General features: G+C 32.8%; 19 protein-coding genes and 1 tRNA gene. 14 read left to right on the forward strand and 6 right to left on the reverse strand.

Annotated elements, in window-relative coordinates; translation table 11 throughout:
• Positions 1-6: 6 nt before the first annotated feature.
• Positions 7-2,097: an acyltransferase family protein gene (locus PRO_RS06190; RefSeq protein WP_011125413.1), complete on the reverse strand. Its 2,091-nt coding sequence runs from the start codon at positions 2,095-2,097 to the stop codon at positions 7-9.
• Positions 2,098-2,401: 304 nt separating this feature from the next.
• Positions 2,402-2,764, reverse strand: coding sequence for a DUF7326 family protein (locus PRO_RS06195; protein ID WP_011125414.1), 363 nt, complete (start codon positions 2,762-2,764; stop codon positions 2,402-2,404).
• A gap of 151 nt (positions 2,765-2,915) precedes the next feature.
• Here PRO_RS06195 and PRO_RS06200 point away from each other — a divergent pair, with 151 nt between their 5' ends.
• The 6 genes from PRO_RS06200 (at position 2,916) to PRO_RS06225 (ending at position 10,496) form a co-directional block, all read left to right on the forward strand.
• Complete coding sequence (locus tag PRO_RS06200) at positions 2,916-3,617, forward strand: DUF4956 domain-containing protein (protein ID WP_011125415.1); 702 nt, start codon at positions 2,916-2,918, stop codon at positions 3,615-3,617.
• 12 nt (positions 3,618-3,629) lie between these two features.
• Positions 3,630-6,242, forward strand: a complete 2,613-nt coding sequence (locus PRO_RS06205; RefSeq protein WP_036891868.1) for a CotH kinase family protein — start codon at positions 3,630-3,632, stop codon at positions 6,240-6,242.
• Complete coding sequence (locus PRO_RS06210; protein WP_011125417.1) at positions 6,243-6,929, forward strand: polyphosphate polymerase domain-containing protein; 687 nt, start codon at positions 6,243-6,245, stop codon at positions 6,927-6,929. It abuts the gene before it with no gap.
• A 239-nt stretch (positions 6,930-7,168) separates the two neighbouring features.
• Positions 7,169-7,900, forward strand: coding sequence for a metallophosphoesterase family protein (locus PRO_RS06215; protein ID WP_036891870.1), 732 nt, complete (start codon positions 7,169-7,171; stop codon positions 7,898-7,900).
• Positions 7,901-7,940: 40 nt separating this feature from the next.
• Positions 7,941-8,831, forward strand: a complete 891-nt coding sequence (gene glyQ / locus PRO_RS06220) for a glycine--tRNA ligase subunit alpha (protein ID WP_011125419.1) — start codon at positions 7,941-7,943, stop codon at positions 8,829-8,831.
• A 111-nt stretch (positions 8,832-8,942) separates the two neighbouring features.
• Positions 8,943-10,496 carry an iron uptake porin gene (locus tag PRO_RS06225; RefSeq protein ID WP_011125420.1) on the forward strand — a complete coding sequence of 518 codons (1,554 nt, stop codon included), beginning with the start codon at positions 8,943-8,945 and terminating at the stop codon, positions 10,494-10,496.
• A gap of 167 nt (positions 10,497-10,663) precedes the next feature.
• On the opposite strand, the gene PRO_RS06230 is transcribed toward PRO_RS06225, so the two are convergent.
• A complete protein-coding gene (locus PRO_RS06230) occupies positions 10,664-10,906 on the reverse strand; it encodes a hypothetical protein (protein WP_011125421.1) in 243 nt (80 codons plus the stop codon).
• A 95-nt stretch (positions 10,907-11,001) separates the two neighbouring features.
• Positions 11,002-11,667: a Fe2+-dependent dioxygenase gene (locus tag PRO_RS06235; protein ID WP_011125422.1), complete on the reverse strand. Its 666-nt coding sequence runs from the start codon at positions 11,665-11,667 to the stop codon at positions 11,002-11,004.
• 146 nt (positions 11,668-11,813) lie between these two features.
• Here PRO_RS06235 and PRO_RS06240 point away from each other — a divergent pair, with 146 nt between their 5' ends.
• Together PRO_RS06240 and PRO_RS06245 are read left to right on the forward strand one after the other, a co-directional pair.
• Positions 11,814-12,842 (forward strand): extracellular solute-binding protein, encoded by a 1,029-nt coding sequence (locus PRO_RS06240; protein ID WP_011125423.1) that lies wholly within the window; start codon positions 11,814-11,816, stop codon positions 12,840-12,842.
• A 100-nt stretch (positions 12,843-12,942) separates the two neighbouring features.
• Positions 12,943-13,029: transfer RNA gene (locus PRO_RS06245), tRNA-Ser, on the forward strand.
• Between the two features lie 282 nt (positions 13,030-13,311).
• Here PRO_RS06245 and PRO_RS06250 read toward each other — a convergent pair.
• Positions 13,312-13,872: a hypothetical protein gene (locus PRO_RS06250; RefSeq protein WP_011125424.1), complete on the reverse strand. Its 561-nt coding sequence runs from the start codon at positions 13,870-13,872 to the stop codon at positions 13,312-13,314.
• A gap of 52 nt (positions 13,873-13,924) precedes the next feature.
• On the opposite strand from PRO_RS06250, the gene PRO_RS06255 reads away from it, so the two are divergent.
• Positions 13,925-15,844 (forward strand): Z1 domain-containing protein, encoded by a 1,920-nt coding sequence (locus PRO_RS06255; protein ID WP_052039693.1) that lies wholly within the window; start codon positions 13,925-13,927, stop codon positions 15,842-15,844.
• Between the two features lie 264 nt (positions 15,845-16,108).
• Here PRO_RS06255 and PRO_RS06260 read toward each other — a convergent pair whose 3' ends face one another.
• On the reverse strand, positions 16,109-16,282 hold the full coding sequence (locus PRO_RS06260) for a hypothetical protein (RefSeq protein ID WP_011125426.1): 174 nt from the start codon (positions 16,280-16,282) through the stop codon (positions 16,109-16,111).
• 436 nt (positions 16,283-16,718) lie between these two features.
• Between PRO_RS06260 and PRO_RS06265 the strand changes: the two genes are divergently transcribed.
• The 5 genes from PRO_RS06265 (at position 16,719) to PRO_RS06285 (ending at position 21,035) form a co-directional block, all read left to right on the forward strand.
• Positions 16,719-17,270: a hypothetical protein gene (locus PRO_RS06265; protein ID WP_011125427.1), complete on the forward strand. Its 552-nt coding sequence runs from the start codon at positions 16,719-16,721 to the stop codon at positions 17,268-17,270.
• Between the two features lie 215 nt (positions 17,271-17,485).
• Positions 17,486-18,367, forward strand: a complete 882-nt coding sequence (locus tag PRO_RS06270; protein WP_011125428.1) for an FkbM family methyltransferase — start codon at positions 17,486-17,488, stop codon at positions 18,365-18,367.
• A 329-nt stretch (positions 18,368-18,696) separates the two neighbouring features.
• Positions 18,697-19,356 (forward strand): HAD family hydrolase, encoded by a 660-nt coding sequence (locus tag PRO_RS06275; RefSeq protein ID WP_011125429.1) that lies wholly within the window; start codon positions 18,697-18,699, stop codon positions 19,354-19,356.
• Positions 19,343-20,290: a phosphotransferase family protein gene (locus tag PRO_RS06280; protein WP_036891873.1), complete on the forward strand. Its 948-nt coding sequence runs from the start codon at positions 19,343-19,345 to the stop codon at positions 20,288-20,290. Before PRO_RS06275 ends, PRO_RS06280 begins: the two co-directional genes overlap by 14 nt.
• Positions 20,229-21,035, forward strand: a complete 807-nt coding sequence (locus PRO_RS06285; RefSeq protein ID WP_011125431.1) for a transketolase — start codon at positions 20,229-20,231, stop codon at positions 21,033-21,035. Before PRO_RS06280 ends, PRO_RS06285 begins: the two co-directional genes overlap by 62 nt.
• The last annotated feature ends 2 nt before the right edge of the window (positions 21,036-21,037 follow it).

Genomic DNA, 21,037 nt, shown 5'->3' on the forward strand with positions numbered 1-21,037 from the left:
GAATACCTAATTATTATCTTTTTTTATGATATCATTTCTTATTAAAAACTCAATAAAATGATCGTTTAAACCATATGCTACATCATGAGAGATGTGATTAGTATCTGTATAGATTAACTTATCACCGACTCTATTTACGCAATCTTCATTTGGACAAAGCTGATCAAATATATTGTAAATATGTAAATTTTTATGCTTATTAGATAATTTTTGAAGGTTTGTATCTATAGCATTTGTTCTACTCTTTAGAAACTTTTTATTCTCTTTATATACATTACACTTGTTATATTTAAATGGGCGATACCATTCCTTAACACATACAAAGTGGGGTGGGGCATTATCAACCCCTGTAAATATTGGTATAGGTGCTAATACAATAAGATTTAATTTTAATTTCTCCAATCTAGTCGCTGTAGTAGATAGTTTTGCAGTCCATTCTTCTAAAGACTCTCCTACAGTAACAGGCATAAAGTCGTCTGAATAATGGTTGATTTTAGGTGATACCTTATCAAGTATTGGTTCTACAAAATGAAAATCTAGTCTTGATACAAGGAAAACTATATCATTCTTTTTAAGCAAATCCAACTGAGAGTTGAATTTTGAGTTTATGCCTTTGGTTAATTTGCTAGATACTTGTAATGTATGGCCATACTCATGCGTTATATTTTTTGTCGGATAGATACCCGTTGCGGAAACATTAATACCAAAACCATAATCATTATGAATAGCTCCTAACAAAGGGACCATATGACCAGCATGACTATCTCCAAATAATAAAATTGTTTGGAGATTCTTATTTTTTGCCGGAGTAGCGCAAGTGGATAAAAATTCTTGCTTAACACATTCCATATAAGTAGCTTTAATAAATTCAGAACTAGGATTAAATCCTATAAAATCCATTTCATTACTACCTAAGTAAAAACGTTTATTTAAAGGCTCAATTTTATCTAGTACAGTTAAATGGGGAGACCGTATAAAGGCATAAGTTAAGCCAAATGAAGAACTTATAATAGTAGATATGCCTAAAAGAATATTTAGATGGCTTTTACCTAAAAGTTTTGAGAATCTAATTGGCTGTTCAATATATTTGTAGGAAAAATCTGCAAGTAAGTATATTAACAAGAGTTGTAGAGGTATTAGCCATAGAGAATCCCCTAAAGTCCACCTGCTAATTACCAAAACGCCCCAGTGCCATAAATACAAAGAATATGAGATCAGACCTATATATAAGACTCTCTTATTTGTAAGAAAGTTAAATACTATATTATTTGACTTTAATGATATTATCAATCCAATAGTTAACAAGACTACTGAAATAGTTGAAATAACAATTAGGTTTTTTGGGATAAAAAATATAATTAATATAGGGATTAACAACCTAATAGGGTCTAGGTTATTTATCTTGCTATAAAGAGCCGAATATTTTACTTCAAGTATAAAAGCAAGACTTCCAGCTGCTAATTCCCAGAATCTAAATGGGCTTAAATAATAAGCGGCATTTTGATTAATGAAATTATAGTGAATAAATCCAAGCAGTGATATAGCAGAACAAAACGCTAGAAGTAAGAATAAGTTTCTAGGACCATTTTTTGACTTCTTAGCGAATCCAGTAAACCAAACAAGCAGAGGGAACAGAAGGTAAAATTGTTCCTCGACGCCTAAAGACCATGTCTGAGCAAAAGGGTTAACCTGTGTTGCGCCAGAGAAATAGTTATTAGAAATAATAAATAGATAATTATTAGACAATCCAAATAAGGATGATATTGCAGTCCTATAATGGATAGAGGGATCAGGATTAAATAATGATATTAGTAAAATAAATACCACTACATAAAAAATCAAAGGCGGGATTATTCGCTTAACACGTCTTTCGTAAAAGCCTAATATGTATTCCTTAAAGCCTTTATATTGTCTATTTGCTAAAGAAGAGGTGATTACATAGCCTGAGATTACAAAAAATATATCTACTCCCAAGAAGCCACTAGGAAGAAAGCGATCATTAAAATGATAAAGAATGACTGCTGCAACAGCAATTGCTCTTAAACCATCAATTTCTGGTCTATAGCTTCCTTTATTACTTTTAATAGAACTGTTCATTCGTCTATTTAAGCAAACCTACTAGCCAAGTGATCGAAAAAAGATAGAGGTGTTATTGAATAGCATCATTTAAAAAAAGCAGATGGTAATTTTTTGTATATTTTCCCTATAATTAATTTGTAGATGGGCATTAATCTGAGATAAGCAAAATCTATAAAACGTATTTAGTAAAGTGATTTTTCTTACATAAATATTCTATAAATAAAATAACTTATTTTCTGCCATGTAATTTAAAATGTTGTAATCAACTTTTAAATTTAGGAGTAATATTTACTGGTGATTAAGATTTAGAAAAAGGGCTTCATCACCACATGTCTTCTTGCTTCTGATCACTTTCCATTTTTCGCTTTTCTAACAATTCTTTTCTTTTTTCTAATTCTTGTTCTTCTGGACTTTTGAGAACCTCACTATTTGCAGTATTAGATTTTTTCAATCCATTTACTATTGGATCAAAATCTTCATTTAAAAATTCCTTCATTTCTTTCCAGGCCTCTCTTTCTTCTTCATTACCAACTGTTCCTTTGATTTGATCCTCTATGACTGTCTTAGTAAATGTTGTGAGATCCTCGACTGACATCTCCTTAAGCCGTCTAGAGACATAGATGTCTTTGAGCTTATCTAATTCGGAATGGTTTAGATCCTTAAAGCTGATTTCTTCGTTAGCCACCTACTGTGTAAAAAAGCATCAATTCTATTTGTAGCAGAAGATCGTAAGAGAAGAGAGGTATGGCTCGAAAATTAGATAATAACAAGGTTCGAGTCGCTCCCTCTCTGAGCAGACTAATCAAGTATGATTTGAAAAAGAGAAGAAATTAACTATGCACCAATCACTTTTTAATCTTTTTGCCAACACTGTACCTAATATTTCATTTGAAAATAATATATCTGTTTTAGGCTTCATAACTAACTTAATAATTACTCTTACATTATCATTATTCTTATCTTACATATACACTAAATTCGGAAGAAGTCTATCAAATAGAAGAGAATTTTCATTAAACTTCTCTCCAATGAGCATGACTACCATGGTAATAATTACTATAGTAAAATCATCTCTTGCTTTGTCCTTAGGCCTTGTAGGAGCTCTCTCTATTGTTAGATTTAGAACAGCTATAAAGGAACCAGAAGAGTTAGTATACTTATTTTTGTCTATTGCGATAGGATTGGGGTTAGGTGCAAATCAAACTATAATAACAATTATAGGCTTCATTGTTATAGTCTCATACTTAATAGTTAGAAGTAGATACATGAAGAGATCAGAGGTTAGCTATATGAACTTAGTAATAACATATCCAGCCCCTAACCAGGAGGATTTCGAAAATATCATTGAAATTCTGTCAAGTTATTGTTCTAAACTTAATTTAAAACGTCTATCAGATAACACTGGCCAACTTGAGGCTCAATTAAGGTTAGAGGTAACTAATTTCAAAAGAATGATTGAAATTCGTAATAAATTAAATTCAAGATACCCTAATATAAACTTAAATTTTGTAGATACATCAGAAATTGCTACATACTAATTAAGTAAAACAATGTTAATCAAAGCTAAAAAAAGAGTATTTTCTTCTAAGCAGAAAAATTTGGTTGGCTATTTACCTAAGTTAATAAAAAACTCATCACTATTAATTCTCTACACCGCTTTTGTTTCGATAATTTCATCTTCTTCTATAAGAAAAGGAATAAAAGAGATGATTCCATTAGGAGTTAAAAATGAACTTAGCCATCTGAGAATATTGAGCAATCCTTTTAGCTGGGTGAGAGGAAAGTTAACACCGACAGATCAGTTATTCCTAGATATAAACTTTAAGAACTACAAAAAGCTGGAACAAAAAAAAGATGAGGCTCTAAAAATAGGCGTTTTAATTGCAGAAGAAAGTGACTATGTAAAAGGCAACATTAGTAATAGGAAGAATTCAGTCGCAGGAAAAATTAGACTTAAAGGAGATCAAGTAGATCACTTTGGACAAAGAAAAAAATGGTCATTTCGAGTAAAGGTAAATGACGGAAAGACAATTAATGGTATGAACAAATTTTCTCTTCATACTCCACAAACTCGAAATAATATTTGGGAATGGATTTATTTTGAATTTTTAAGGTATGAAGGTCTACCTAGCCTTAAATATTTTTTCGCTGATGTGACATTAAATGGAAATTACCTTGGGCTTTATGCAATAGAAGAGCATTTCGATAAAATTCTTCTAGAATCTAATAAATTTAAAGAAGGTCCGATAATCAGTCTAACTGAAGATTCTTATTGGTACTACATTGCCCAGGCTAATAAGAGTAAAACTAGACCTTTAAATACAGGTAATGATAGTTTCTATAACACGGAACCTAAAGTCTTTAAAGAAGCAAAAACTCTCGCTAGTCCTATTCTGAAGAATCAATTTCAAAAAGCATCGCAACTTTTAGAAGGATTCTATACAGGTAAATTAACAACGTCAGAAGTCTTTCCTCTAGAAACATTAGCTAAATACTACGTTATAACTGATTTAAGTAACAGTTACCATGCTACAAGATGGCATAATCAAAGATTCTACTATGAACCAACATCATCATTACTTATACCATTAGGATTTGATGGTATGGGGGGTCCAGGCAATGCTTTTCATTTCCATGATTTAAGTATCGACAGGCACATAAATGGTGTAAATAAGGAACTAAGTTACTTTGATGATCCTAATTTCGTAAAGTTATACATAGAAAACCTTGAGAGAGTATCTAAACCTGAATACTTGGACAAATTCTTTCTAAAGATTAATAAAGAATTAAATTACAATGTCAATGTCCTAAGAAGAGACAACCCTAGGATCTCAAAAAATGATATTAAAGAAAAGTTATATAAAAATCAATTATTAATAAAATCATACCTAACTCCACCACCAAATAGTCTGAACATATACCTGCAAGAAATAGATGATAAGTCAATAAAATTATCAATAGGAAATAAACAAGTTATGCCGATTAAATTGCTAGGTATATATTACAAGAATAATTTAATATCAAATTTAGAGGACCAAGAATACATAAAATCAAAACATAAGGATAATTTTATTAACTATAATGAGTATAAAAGTAAGCTTAATTATCCAATAGAAGATATAAATAATCTATCAATAGCATACAGCATATTAGGTTCTTCGAAAATTAAGCAGCAAAACATTCGTCCTTATTCTAGACTTAATTCTATTGATGCTAAAAAGGACCTAATTCGCAGTAATTCTAATTTAGATAAGTTTCCTTTTATAATTCATAATGAAGTCGATAAAATATTAACATTTAAATCTGGCAATTGGGTACTGAGGAAACCATTAATCATTCCAAAGCTCTATAAGGTTAAAAATGAATTAGGCTTTAACATTACTATGAAAGATGATGGACTTATTTACTCAAAGAGTTCAGTAAACTTAATAGGTTCAACTTATAATCCAGTTAAAATAAATGGAGAGGGCTCTACAAATGGTCTAGTAGTTATAAATGCAAATGATAAATCCATTCTAAATAATGTTGAATTCAATGGTCTTTCTACACCAAGCAAAGGCTTATGGAGTGTTCCTGGATCAGTGACATTCTACCAATCTCCTGTAGAAATCCTTAATTGTTATTTTAATTCTAATAATTCTGAAGATTCACTTAATATAGTGAGATCCGATTTTAAGTTAATTGACAGTAAATTTAATTTGACCAGATCTGATGCTATTGATATAGATTTTTCTGATGGACATATTAATAATATACAAATAACTAACGCTGGGAATGATGGGCTGGATGTATCAGGTAGTAATATAAAAGTTAATAATATAAAAGTTAATTATGCTGCTGATAAAGCTATAAGTGTAGGAGAGGCCTCAAATATTGTAGCGAAAGATATAATGATAACTAATTCTGGGATTGCAATAGCTAGCAAGGATGGTTCTTTAATGAAAGCAAGCAATGTCGTACTAAATTCATCAAAAATTGGCTTCGCTGCTTTTCAAAAAAAAGCTGAGTACTCTCCAGCTAGCATAAAATTAAAAAATACTAGTTATAATGGTATTGACAATTTATTTCTATTATCTGAGGGCTCAAAGCTAATTCTCAATGGTACAAGTTATAACCCAAATTCAACTAACGAGGTAATAAATAGAATGGTATACAAAAAATAAATGGCAAATTCCTATACTAAAAAGTTTAGATATGAAAGAAAGCTAATAGTACCTTCAAGCTTAGATTATTACCTGGATTTCTTGATTAAAAGTCATCCTGCAAGGTTTAAGCAGTCCTACAAAGATAGATCTATTAACAATGTTTATTTTGATACTCTTAATTACGAATATTATAATCAAAATATAAGTGGCCTTCCTAAAAGAGATAAATTTCGAGTTAGGTGGTACGGTGAATTGTATGGACTTATCAGTCCAATAGTTGAAATAAAAAGCAAACGAGGCTCAGTTGGAACAAAATCCTTATACAAAGTAGATAAGTTTAGCTTTATAAAATCTACTTCTGCATATTCATTTAGGAACCAACTCTTAAATGCAGTTAGTTTAAATGAGATTAAACTTGAGATAATGAACTGCTATCCAACATTGCTAAATACATATAAGAGAAAGTATTTTGAGTCATATGATGGTAAGTTTAGAATTACAATCGATACAGATATTAAGAGTCATAATATAAGACTCAATACTCCTTTCCATAGTTTCTTCAATGTCGTAAATTCTTATAATATACTTGAGCTTAAATATGATAAAGAAGATGAAAGTATGGCGAATTTAATCTCTTCTAACTTGCCATTTAGATTAACTAAATACTCTAAATATGTTAATGGAATGCAAAGTGTTGTCCTATAGATTAAAATGACTCTACAATCAAAGATTATTTCATATTAAAATTATATCTAAATTAATTTTTCTTAAATCAATGTTAATCATTAATTAAAATGTTTTATTCACATCTTAAAAGAAAGATAATATACTTGCTTCTTTTTTTTATATCCATCTCTCTAATTAACAAATATAGCAACTTTAAGTTCAAAGCATTACTAATTTCAAAATACACACAAATAAAGCCTTATATTGTTACATATAAAATGCAATCATGTAATATAAAAAAGACAACGAGAGTTCCAAAAGGTTCAACAGTTGTAATCGGTCATGCTTATGGCAATCAATCTTCAAGCAATCATTATATAAGCAAGAAGCTAGAATCATTCCTAGATAAGAATATTGATAATATAAATCAAATAATCCTAACTGGAGATGTATTTTCTATCCCCACTAAAAGAAAATGGGCAAAGCTTTATCAAAATTATAATATTAAGGCAGATTTAATTATTTCTCCAGGCAATCATGATGTTGGTTTTAACAATAAATATCTCAGAGATATTTTCTATAATGCAAGCATACTAAATAGAAAAATACCTTATAGAATTAATTCTTCAGGGTTCGATTTAATCGTTGAAGATAGTACAATCAGCAATTGGATTATTAATAAAAGCACCATAGATTTAATTAATAGCAGTTCGAAAAATAATTCGACTATATTATTAAGACACCATATACCTATACAGGAACTTGTTATACTTGCAAATAGTATGGAAGGATATAAAGGCGACCTGCCTACAGCAACTCAACTATCTAAATCTATAAAAGTACCAATTACTATAATATCTGGAGATGGCGGTGCCTTTTTCAATCAACCACGTCTTATGTGTAAGAAATATAATAATATAACTTTTATTGTTAATGGAATTGGCAATTTCGATAATGATAAGATAATTATACTTTATAAAAATAGAATATATAAGTATAATCTTAAGTAAGAGAAATTATCATTACATCAAACAAAGTGGGGTCTATCTATTGAACTTTCAGGACATAATCTCTAGCCTTAATAGTTTCTGGAGCAATCAAGGTTGTGTTTTACTGCAACCATATGACACTGAAAAGGGCGCAGGGACTATGAGTCCTCATACGATTCTGAGGGCGATTGGACCTGAGCCTTGGTCGGTTGCATATGTGGAACCATGTCGAAGACCAACAGATGGTAGGTATGGTGAGAATCCAAATCGAGCTCAACATTATTATCAGTACCAAGTAATTATTAAGCCTTCGCCTGACGAAATTCAAGAGAAATACCTTTCTTCGCTAGAGGCTTTAGGAATTAAACAAGAACAACATGATATACGTTTTGTAGAAGATAATTGGGAATCGCCAACTCTTGGCGCATGGGGTGTTGGATGGGAAGTTTGGCTAGATGGAATGGAGGTCACTCAGTTTACTTATTTTCAACAATGTGGGGGATTAGATTGTCGTCCAGTCTCCATAGAAATTACTTATGGATTAGAAAGAATAGCTATGTATCTTCAAGATGTAAAAAGCATTTGGGATTTAAGATGGAATGATTCATATAGCTATGGTGATATTTGGCTTCCCTATGAGAAATCAAATTGCAAGTTTAATTTTGAAGGTTCAAATCCAGAACGATTATTTAAACTTTTTGATTTGTATGAAGAAGAAGCTAAATCCTTATTAAATAAAAGATTGTCTTCACCCGCTTTAGATTTTGTATTGAAATGTAGCCATACTTTTAACCTACTAGAAGCTCGAGGAGTTATATCGGTAACTGAAAGAACAGCGACAATTGCTCGTATCCGTAATTTGGCAAGAAAAGTTGCAGAGCTATGGCTTGAAGAAAGAAAGAATATAGGTTTTCCTCTTCTTAAAAACTCACAAACGAGCAAAAACTCTTAGAAAGTTGTATAAATAGACACTTGGAGTTGTGTCTTTGGTTGCAATGACTGCTTATCTACATATATAGAATAGGCTTACCCAATTAATGGGTATTTTGTGAGGAATCCTAAAATGAAGCTTTTCCAGCAATTGCTGCTGGCTCCAGCTGCATTAGGTCTGTTAGCACCTCTAGCTGCAAATGCAGCTGAGATCAACATCAAAGATGTTGCAGAGTATGCCAACAGCCCTAAGCAAGCTCAAGCCATTAAAACGACTCAATTCTCCGATGTTGTTCCAGGAGATTGGGCTTATACAGCTCTACAAAACTTAAGTGAGAGCTATGGCTGTGTAGACAATGCCTACACTCAAAACCTTAAAAGTGGTCAGGCTCTAACTCGTTATGAGGCTGCTGCACTTGTTAATGCTTGCCTAGATGGCGGCATTGCTTCTGCAGAAGTAACTCCTGATGCTGCTCGTCTTGCTAATGAGTTTGGCACTGAAATGGCCATTCTTAAAGGACGTGTTGATGGACTTGAGTACAAAGTTAAAGAACTTAGTGCTGGTCAATTCTCAACAAGCACAAAGCTTAACGGTAAGGTTGTTTTCGCAACAGGTTACGTAAAGCCTGAGAAAGGATCTGCTGCTGCTTATAGCGATAAGTTAACCAGTACTTATGTAGCTCAATACAACCTAAATACCAGTTTCACTGGTAATGACAGACTATATACTCGCATCAAGGCGGGTAACATGGACAGCACTCCATGGGAAAACACCACATACGGCACACATTTAGCTGCTGCACATAAAGGCGGAAGCGCTCTTTCTGTTGACAAGCTTTGGTACGAATTCCCAGTTCTGGATGAATTCAAGGTTTGGTTTGGTCCAAAGATTGAGAACTACTACATGTTGGCAAGTTCTCCATCTATCTATAAGCCAGTTACCAAGCAGTTTGCACTAGGTGGTAATGCTGCAACTTACGGTTCAAGTACCGATGGTGGTTTTGGTGTTGCTTGGACACAATCTGTGGATGACAGATCAGAGCCTAGATTCGCAGTTTCAACAAACTACGTATCTAAAGGAGCTTCTAAATCCACTGAAGGTCTTCTTACAGATGGCGCTGACTCCAAATGGTTATCCAAGGTTGAGTATGGCTCACCTAAGTGGCAAGTTTCTATGGCTATGGCCAAGAACGAATGTTCAGGATCTTGCAAAAACTGGCAGGAGTACTACACAACATCCTCTGGTTCTACCCACACTGGCGATTCAACAGCTTATGCTCTAAGAGGCTACTGGAGACCTGATACTGACAGTGCTATCGTGCCTGACTTACAAGTTGGATACGACTGGGTAAATGTTGATGATGATGGTGCTACTGGCTCTGTAGAAAAAGCTAGTTCATGGATGGTCGGCATGATGTGGGCAGATGCCTTTATCGATGGCAACCGTTTAGGAGCTGCCTTTGGTCAACCTCAAAAAGCTACCGAAATAGTTGGTGGCGGTGATGCTGACGGAACTGAAGATGGTGCTTTTGCCTGGGAACTTTATTATGACTATAAAGTTACCGATGGAATCACAATTACCCCATCGATCTTTGGTTCTACCGATCGTTATAAAGGACATCAAAACATGGGCCTAACTCGTGACGATCAATTTGGTGGTCTAGTTCAGACAACCTTTAAGTTCTAAATTAATTACTCTTAATTTATTTAGAACATTATTAAAAAGCGTCCATGAAAATGGGCGCTTTTTTTTATTTAGTAACTGATTTTCAATTTTAAATATAATAAAAGCCAGCAACTTTAGTAGTGCTGGCTTTTATTTGCTATAAGTAGAAAGTTAAAATGTATTTAACCCTACCAACAGTTTTCACCTTCTCCCACAGGTATGCAAATATCATCTTTTTCAGCTTCTTTCTTAGCTTTTTCTGCTGCTTCGTCAAGAGTGCTTTCTGCATCAATCTCTTGATCAGTAGTCCATTCCTTTAATCCACCCAAATCGCGTTCACCTGCATATCCAATGTTTTGGACAGTGACGGTGCTTGCTGCCATTAAAGCTGAAGCAGCAAGGAAAATTCCTACAGGGGATCTTTTACTCATCAATCAACTAAATCTTTCACATCTTATTGTGGACGCTACACAATGCTACTGATGAGACATATGATACAACTTGACGGATCAAATGTGTCCATTGTTTATCCTCCAAGTCTCCGCAATAGGTTGTTATAAGATTGAAAGACAAGGTCAAGCTCGTGAGATTGTCCATGAGCAGCCAGCAAACCTTTAGCTCCAGCGTCTAAGCTGAACAATATTTTTCTATCTTCATTGTTAGGAATATAGCTTTGAATCCAGCCTACACAAACAATCCTTGTCCCAGAAGTCACCTCTTCAACGCTATGAAGAGTTGTACTTGGATAAATAATAATATGACCTTGAGGCAACTTAATTTTTCTCGTCTCTTGTATTGTCTCTATTGCTAGCTCTCCTCCCTCATACTCGCCTGGATCACTAAGGAATAAAGTAAAAGATAAGTCACTTCTGCCTGTGCTCATATAAGCATTATCTAGATGCATTCCATAACTATTCCCCTTAGAAGACTTGGAAAACATAACGCCATGGACCTTTCTTGGAATAGTAAAGCTTTTTACAAGAAGGTCTGAAATAATAGCCTTTATTATTAAATTACTATTGTCTATAGAAACCTTTGATTTTTTATCTAACTGCAAATTATTTTTAACTTTAGAAGCATATAATCCAGCAGTTGATTTGCCATCTTTCCATAAGGATTGATCTCTTTGAATGCTTTGTATGCAACTCTTCGCCCTAGTTGGATCTAAAAGCTTGTGTGTTAAATAATCCATTCAATCCAATTTAATTTATTAGAGAAGAAATTCCAACACCAAAGAGATGAAACATATGATACTTTTGCTCGTATCATATACAAGAGCTTCGTTTGTTTATTGACTTTTGTCTAAAATATTATGATGCATTGCTTTCAAAGTAATTAATGAAAAAACCTGGACTTCTTATTTCATCTATAGTTACAAGTTCAATCCTAATGGGGACTGGGCTTTCAATAAGTGCAAATGCTTTAGCTCGCGAAGTACGAGTTTATTCAGGACGTCATTACAATACTGATCGACAAGTATTTAAGAAATTTACAGAGTTAACAGGAATCAAGGTGAGACTTTTTGAGGTAACAGGTATTTCTTTAATAGAAAGATTAAAAAGAGAAGGGAAAAAGTCAAAAGCAGATTTAATTCTGTTAGTTGATGCAGCAAGAATAAGCAATGCGGCAAAACAAGGACTTCTTAAATCTTATCGATCAGCAAAATTAGATAAAGATGTTCCAATTGAATATAGGGATTCAAATGCAAGATGGTATGCACTAACAAGAAGGGTAAGGGTAATGGTTGCAAACCCTAGAAAAGTTGATATCAGCAAAATTCGTACCTATGCAGATCTGGCAGATCCATCTCTTAAAGGTCTAGTTTGCTTACGTAAACGGAATAGTCCTTACAATCAATCTTTGGTTGCCAACCAATTAGTCCTTCGAGGTGAGCGCGCTACAAAGAATTGGTTAGACGATATGTTGTCTAATGTGTCTCAGCCTTACTTCCCAGGCGATATTGGAATAACAAGGGCTGTCGCTCAAGGTAAGTGTGGAGTGGGAATAGTAAATCATTACTATGTGGCTAGAATGCTAGCAGGTATTAATGGAAACAATGATAGGAACCTCGCTAGTAAAGTTAAAGTAATCACACCCAATCCTGCACATGTAAATGTTAGTGCTGGCGGTCTAGCTAAATACGCAAGTAACACATCTGAAGCAATAGAGCTTTTAGAATTTCTAGCTTCCCCTAAAGGAAGTACTGGTCTTGCAGGACCAACTTTTGAGCATCCCTTAGTAGATTTCAATGAAAGCAAAGAGGTGAAATTATTCGGAAAATTTAATCCAGACAAAGTGACTATTAATCAATTAGGTGAAAACAATGCAAAAGCGATCAAAATGATGACGAAGGCTGGTTGGCAATGATTCATCTTCTGAAAATGAATTTTTCAAGACAACAGAATTAATTATGTTGTCTATTATCGGCTAAATTTATCCTTATAACTTCAGGTATTGTCTTTTTATAGGAGAGGTGGCTGAGTGGTCGAAAGCGAACGACTCGAAATCGTTTGACGGGTAAAACCGTCCGTGGGTTCGAATCCCACCCTCTCCGTTTTAACAACAAATCAGGATTGGTCAGGACTGTTCAGAATGCACAGTCTTTTTTCTATGACTGAGGTTTTAGAGGAATTGATTTAACCAGAAGAAATCAGGATAGTTTATCTTTGGTGATTGTGTGTTCTGGTTATGCTCTGGTTAGGAATTGTGTTTGTTCTGGTCTGATCTATGTACTGAGTAAGTCTTGAACATTCCTGATTCGTAATTGATCCGTTTGTTTTTTGATGGACGTAATCAATATCCAATTGATATTTCTTAATTATACTATTGATTAATTTTAGTCTGAGTCGAGTAAATATTTAAAATATTTTAGAAGAATTTTCCTCTTGGATATGTTTTGTTCCATATGTTCATTTACTACATCTGCTATTGCTTTAGGGAAAGTATTCTTAGGTAATGCTTTATTTAATTTGCCATTGCTACCATTAATTCTATAATTTTCACGGAGTTTCCTGGAGACTGAAATTGATTCAGAATCATCAAAATGATCATCTAGAAGAAGTTTAAGTAATTGATAGTCAATTACAGCAACGCCTTCTTGATCAGTTATTAATAAAACAAATAGATAGTCATTTTCTTTGACTAAAGTTTCTATTTCTTCTTGATTTTTCTTTCTAAAAGTAAATCTCCAAGGTGAAATTCGTTTTCTTGAGTGTTTTAAAAAGAGTCCAATTTTTAATGAATTTTTTGTTGTTGGACTTGAAAAGATAATTTGATATGCTGCTTTAGTTCCATTAAAATTAATCTTATAGTAAATATCTTTTTGAAGTTTTTCAATTTCTTGAAGAAGAGAGGTTATTGTCGCCCCATGTAGCAATTCTTCATTTGATAAGGACATTACTAAATTTTGTCTAAAGTTACTTTAGGATTATTTTTTGAAAGTTCAGTCCATGATTACACCAGATGAAATAATCTCTGAATTAGATCAGAAAAAATTAAATAATCGATATACAAGTCGAATCAAAGCATTAAATTTAAAGGGGTTAAATACAGAAATAATTGAAAATGGCGTTAAAGAAGCAGTAGATGTAATAACTAAAAAAAATGGTAAATCCTTTGTCGTTTATGGGGAACCTCAATCTGGCAAAACGGAATTCATGATTGCGTTAACTTGTAAATTATTAGATCAGGGATTTAAAACTATATTTATTGTTGTAAATGACAACACTGAGTTAGAGGTGCAAAACTTTGATCGTTTTATGAATGCTAGTCAATTAAATCCTGCGCCTCTAAGGGATTCTCAGTTACATGATTGCCTACCTGCGCAACTAAAACAGGATATAAAACGTGTTATTTTCTGTCGAAAGAATTCTAAAAGATTGGATAAATTGATTATCAATTCCAGAAATTTTAAAGATAGAATAATTATTGATGATGAAGCGGATTTTGCTACACCAGATACAAATATAAACAAAGCGAATAAAGAAGCGACAAAAATAAATAATTTATTAGAAAAATTGCTTCAAGCAGATAAGGGAGGAATATATATTGGTGTTACTGCAACGCCTGGAAGATTAGACCTTAACAATACATTTTTAAATAGATCTGATCATTGGGTATTTTTAGACAGTCATGAATCATATAAAGGAAGGGCGTTCTTTTTTCAAGATGATTTAAATAATAATCAAAGATATATTTTAAATACATTGCCACCTGTTTATGATGATCCAAGATTTTTAAGAAAGGCGGCAATTAGATTCATTCTTAGAACATCATATCTCAATTATAAGCAGGCAGATTTAACAGCATATTCAATGTTAATTCATACAGCAGGTAGAATTAGGGACCATGAGGATGATAAAAAAGTCATAGATAATCTGCTTTATAAATTATCAAATAAGGACGAGAAGAGAATTAATGAGATGATAGAATTAGCAAAGGAAATATTCCCTGATTTTCCTGATGAGGATATAAAAGATATCATATCCTTCGCATTAAATTATATTGGTAAAAATCAGGTTCTAATTATTAATAGTGGTAATGATAGCGGTAATGTCATGAGAGCATGCCAACCTCAGGCGTTATTCACATTTGCAATAGGTGGCAACATTGTTTCTAGAGGACTTACTTTTAGCAATCTTTTATCATTTTTCTTCTCAAGAGGCGTTAAAGGAAAAATGCAGCAAAACACTTATATCCAAAGAGCGAGGATGTTCGGTTCAAGACCTTATGCTAAATATTTTGAATTATGTGTCCCCGCGGAAATCTTTGAACAGTGGGCAGATGTATTTCAAGATCACGAATTGTCATTACGATTCGCAAAATGTGGCGACCTTGCTCATGTGCAGGGGGAAGGAAATCGAGCAGCAGACTCAAGATCAATAGATAAATCGAATGTACAAGTAGAACTCCGAGAAAGACCAATAGGAGAAATTTTCTCCTTGACTAAGTCTTTAGAGGATTTTCTTGTAAACGAATTTAATTCTGAGTTAAAACTTTCGTCGACTGATATTATTCGGCAATTAAAATCTAAACAGGTTATAAAAGATATTCACTTCCCAAATACGGTTCTAAGTTATATCGATGAATTGTCAATATCTGGGAGAAAGGATCAAATTATCCTTCTCTCTGATGGAGGATCATCTATATATAGTGGTAAAAATATTAGTCAGTGGAATGATGACCTGCTTTTTAGAGAAAGAGGAGGATTGATTCAGGCATTTATTAATAAGAGAAAGGACTTTTTAGGTAAAAAGCATTATATATTTCCTGTTAAAAGTATAGATGGAACAAGGTGTAGATTCTTGTATAGAGCAGAATTAGGACATACTATTCTGAAAAACTTTAAGAATAAAAAGAAACTTTATTGACCTTTCTAACTTTGTCTGATCTTTTCGAGATGGTATCAACTCTAATTCGCTTAAGTGGAAACGTACAAGGTTGTTTAATTTGTATAAATTGTTCTGGTTTATGTTCTGGTTTTATTCAAGAAATCTGAAAAATACTTTTCATAGACGTTCAGGACTGGTCATACTGAACTTGTTCTAAGGACACCCTCTCCGCTTTTTTGAGGTAAAAGGGGTGCCAACAAGTGCCATGCAATGACATCTCATTAGATTTTGATGCTATGGAAATTACTTAATTAATTTCACACGAATAGCGTGCCCGGAAAAGTTTTTATTGTTAAAGGACGGTTCTATTTGCATAACTCCTGATGCTTTTGCAATGAATGGCAAAGTGGCAATGCTCATTGCTAATGCAAAAGTTGCTATAGGTTGAGCAAGTCTGAGAAGAGTTTCTTTTTCCATGGGTTTTTAGAAGTCTTTCTTAGATATAGCCGTCTTTAAATATGCGAGAAGATACTCTTAAAGAGGTTATTGGAGAGCCATTTGTGCGGGAGGATTTTTGGACTGATTTCAGAAATTGTTCTCCTATGTTCTCTGACCTACTCAGGTGAACCCAAAGCGAAGGTGAACCTATCAGTTTCCAGTTGATCCCTAGGCTTCATCCCTCTTCCTAGATTCCTTTATTTCCAGTTAGTTTCACGGAAAATCTTCATAAGTATCCCAGTCATCATTCCTACGTTTAATAATTGTGCTGGCGGATGTATTGAAAAGGATGTCCAGAATGCTAGATGAATTGCTACAAAAACCTGAATTATAAAAAATCATCCAAGTATCAAAAATTACAAGAAAAGCTATATATACTAGATCTGCTAGATAAATATTGTAGGTATCCCTGGTATTGTCTTTACATCAAAATGCTAGATCAGGTAAGCCCAACTCCGCTTGGTGGCAGGCGAATGTCTTTAAAATCGCTCCGCTGATATTGTTGTACTCATTATTGGTGTCATGCGATTTGCGAAGAGAGGATAAAGAAGTTACTAAGGAAATTCCTCCTGACAAAATAATTCCTATAGCATCCTTATCATTTGAAATTGCTCCACTATTCAAACCAAATTTTCTTGAAGAAATATCTAGTTCATGCAAGAGGAAAAAAGAAATAGGTCTTACAAATTACGGAAGATGGGAAAATTACTACGAGTGTTCAAAACTTATCCTCAGTGAATTTCCTAGCATTAATAGCTTTCGTATTCATAGAAACAAATCCAACCAAATAAATGCTTTCTCATTTATATCACTTAATGATGAAGTTATGAGCTTTTTTGACTCTAAATATAGTCTAGGAATGAATTTCGAAGAACATTTCTGTTCAAAGTATGGAGATGGAATACCCAGAAGATTTTTCGTTACCAAAAAAGAATTATGTAATGAACTCGCTTATGGAAATCTGTAAAAGAAAATAAAGGTAATTGAGTAGCATGAAGAATTTTGAATTTGTTAATTCGCTAAATTAATATTTATATTTAGAGCTATTATTTCATAAGTATAGTATATATTTATTTATTGTATATGCCTACTCTCAATTTAAAATAGAAAATAATTAACCCGATGATCTTTTCATAAAATCTAGACGTGCTAGAATTATTAATATAGTTTGTCTAGGAAGGAATGAAATTAGTAAGAGAAGCGATAATAGAAATAAAAATGGGGATCGACAAGTTTTTCTGCGGGGATTATATACCCATACCAAAGGATTTATATACTAAATACTTTAATTTTAGATCTAAATTAAAAACTAATAAAGAATTGTCAATTGCAATTAATGATTCATGCATAGAAATTACGCAACGAGTTAGCAGTTATAATTTTGTTACGTGGTATTACCCTTATCAACTTAGATATAGATGCCTAATTCGTTATTTTCAAGGCCTAGAATGGATTGGTAAAATGCTTGCTAGGAATTATAAAATAGATAAAATCTCTCTTAATGCAGGCGATATAGTTATTGATTGTGGCGCAAATGTAGGGGATCTAATGCTGTACTTAGATGGATTAAATCTAAATCTTAACTATTTTGGATTTGAACCTGGTAAATTAGAATTTAAAGCATTGAAAAAAAATGTATCTAATAATAAATTTAATTTAATACCTAAGGTTATTAATAAAGCTCTAGGCAAAAATAATGAAATCAAGACATTCTATTATTGCCCAGAAGAAGCTGACTCTTCCCTAGAAAAACCTGTGAATTACTCTTCCTCATATGAAGTAGAAGTAGTCAAGCTTGATACATTTTATAATGAGACCTTGCAAGGCAAAAAAATAAAACTACTTAAGCTGGAAGCAGAGGGCTTCGAGCCTGAAGTTTTATTAGGTGGTAGAACCCTACTAAAGAATACTGAATATATAGCAGCAGACCTAGGTCCGGAAAGGGGGCTTACAAATGAATGCACTGTAGCTGAAGTGACAAAGATACTCCAAGATGAAGGATTCTCGATGCTACACTTTAATCATACTTATACAGCTATATTTAAAAATATGTTGTTGGTTTAGGGTGGAGATAAATGCATATATAGATTAACTAAATTAGATTTAGAAAACTATCTTATATAAGATAGCTATAAATATTAATTTCAGTAAGGAATCAGGTTGAGAAGCTGAATTTTTCATTCAAGTCTGGAGTCATTCTGTTCAATTTACATAGCTACAAAGAGTTTATTCCTAAGTGTACAAGAATTTACATCCAGAATCACCTACTGCTTTTAAGAAATTGAGTAATATCTAGACTAAAAGCTAATGTAATTATGAGAGTTAACTTGCTAATAGGTTATTATAGAAAAAATTGAGTTTATTATAAGCTCGAAATCAAATTACTAAATCAAGTGAGAATAGCCATTGATATAGATAATACTTTGGTAGATTATCGTAGAATAGTCATAGAGACTATAATGAATATAAGACCAGATTCTAGGGATTTGGTAAGTAAGATGAAGCGCAAAGATATTGTTGACATAAAGAAACTAATAAAAATTAAGTATTCAGACGAAATTTGGCAAGAAGTCCAAGGCCATATTTACTCTCACCGGGGAGACCCCATTACATTCTACCCCTATGCATCTCAAGCTATTAAGAGACTTGCCGAGAAAGGCTTAGAGATATATATCGTTAGTCATAGAAGTAAATATGGTCTTAAATCAGCCGAAAAGATAAATATTTTAAGAGTGTCCCAAGAAAGAATTTTTAATTGGATTAAAGATTCAAACTGTTCTGAAAGTATTAAATCAGTTATCTTCTGTGATACTTACCAAGAAAAGATAAAAACTTTATCATTTATATCTCCTAGTACAATAGTTGATGACCTTTACCAAGTTCATAATGATCACTTACAAAACAATGCTGAGCAAAAGAATAGAACATTTAATATATTATTTGGTAACTCGCTACCGAGTGTGCACAAGAGTAATAAGTATATGGAGTTAATATCCTGCAATGACTGGAAAATCATCCTAGAATTACTTATTGATTATTATGGTCTCAGGTAACAGTCAAACGTATCTCTCAATTGAAAATGGTGAAGGCGTTTACAAGAAAATATTTGAACCAAATAGAACCTATTCATATTTACATGAATATTTTACATATAAATATTTAGAAAAGATTCCAAATGTAGTACCGAAAATCATAAAAGCTAATAAAGCAAAGCTTACTTTATATTTAGAATATTTTGCTAACAAGCCTTCTGAAAACAAAGAGTATGGAGAAAAGTATCTTTTTTTAATAGAGGAGATTCACAATTATATGAAAAAAAGGAATATTGTTTTTACTCTATACGCTAAAGAGCCTTTGCAAAACAATCTAATATTATGTGAAACGATAAAAGAAAGAATAAATCTGCACGCTCTTCAATCGAATAGTTGGGATCAAGAGTATAAATTAGCAATAAATAGCCTTACTAAGATATTCTCTGAAATTGAACCAAAGCTATGTGAATTAAAGATAGCTTCTCCAATGGTCTTCAATCATGCTGACTCTGGTTTACATAATACTGTTGCAGATAAAGAAGGAAATCTAAGGTTAATTGATTTAGAATATGCAGGAATGGACTCTCCAATTAAGCAGCACATAGATTATTTATTGCATCCTAAAAATGTTAATTACAGTACAGATTCAAGACTATGGAGTGATTACTTTAAAGAAGACTTAATCGCAAAAAATGACCATTGTAATTTAAACATATATAATTGCTCTTTTGCTCTTAAGTGGGCATTAATAACCTTAAATGAATTTCTAGATATACATTGGGAAAGAAGAGTATACGCTCATCCTATTAGAGTCCATAAACGTGCTACAATACTTAAAGACCAGCTAAAAAAAGCAAGGATCTATTTAAAAACTGCTCGCCAACTTCTAGACAGTGTTGAACCTCGATTACTTTTTACAAAAGACGAAAAGGTTCTCCTATCTAAGTCGTATTGACATAGTAAATACAATTTATAAAGCAAAAGGAGGTCACGTAGGAGGATCTTTAAGTGTCATAGATATACTATCTTCGGTATATGCTTTGAAAGAAAAGTATGACTTTGAATTCGTTCTAAGTAAAGGTCATTGCTTACTAGCTTGGCTAGTTACTCTTATCCGAATAGGAGAACTTGACAAAAGTATTTTGGAATCATTTTATTTAGATAATTCGTCATTTGGTGGTCATCCAAAGAAAGGTAGTTCGTCTTCCATTACTTGGTCTACTGGCTCATTAGGTCATGGTCTCTCAATAACATTAGGGAAAGCATTTGCTTCACCTAATAAGAATTTCATCTGTGTACTGGGAGATGGTGAAACTAATGAAGGTTCAGTTTGGGAAGCATTAATGTTCATGTCTCAGCACAAGTTAACTAATGTACTTGTTATAATAGATAATAATAAGCAGGAGTCTTTAACATTTACTGATGATATATTGTCCATAGAAAATCTAAATGATAGGTTAAAAGGCTTTGGGTTAAAAGCGTTGCGTATAGATGGTCATGATCATGAGCAAATATTAGATAATTTGCTAAGTTATTTCACAGATCGTGATGTGGACAATGTCCCAAAAGTAATAATAGCGGATACCATTAAAGGGAAAGGGATATCATTTATGGAAAAAGTACCTAAATGGCATCACCGTAAACTTACACCTGAAGAGCATACACTTGCTATAGAAGAACTAACTAATTGCAAGGTATAGCT

The sequence above is a fragment of the Prochlorococcus marinus subsp. marinus str. CCMP1375 genome (assembly GCF_000007925.1).
Classification (GTDB): domain Bacteria; phylum Cyanobacteriota; class Cyanobacteriia; order PCC-6307; family Cyanobiaceae; genus Prochlorococcus_E; species Prochlorococcus_E marinus.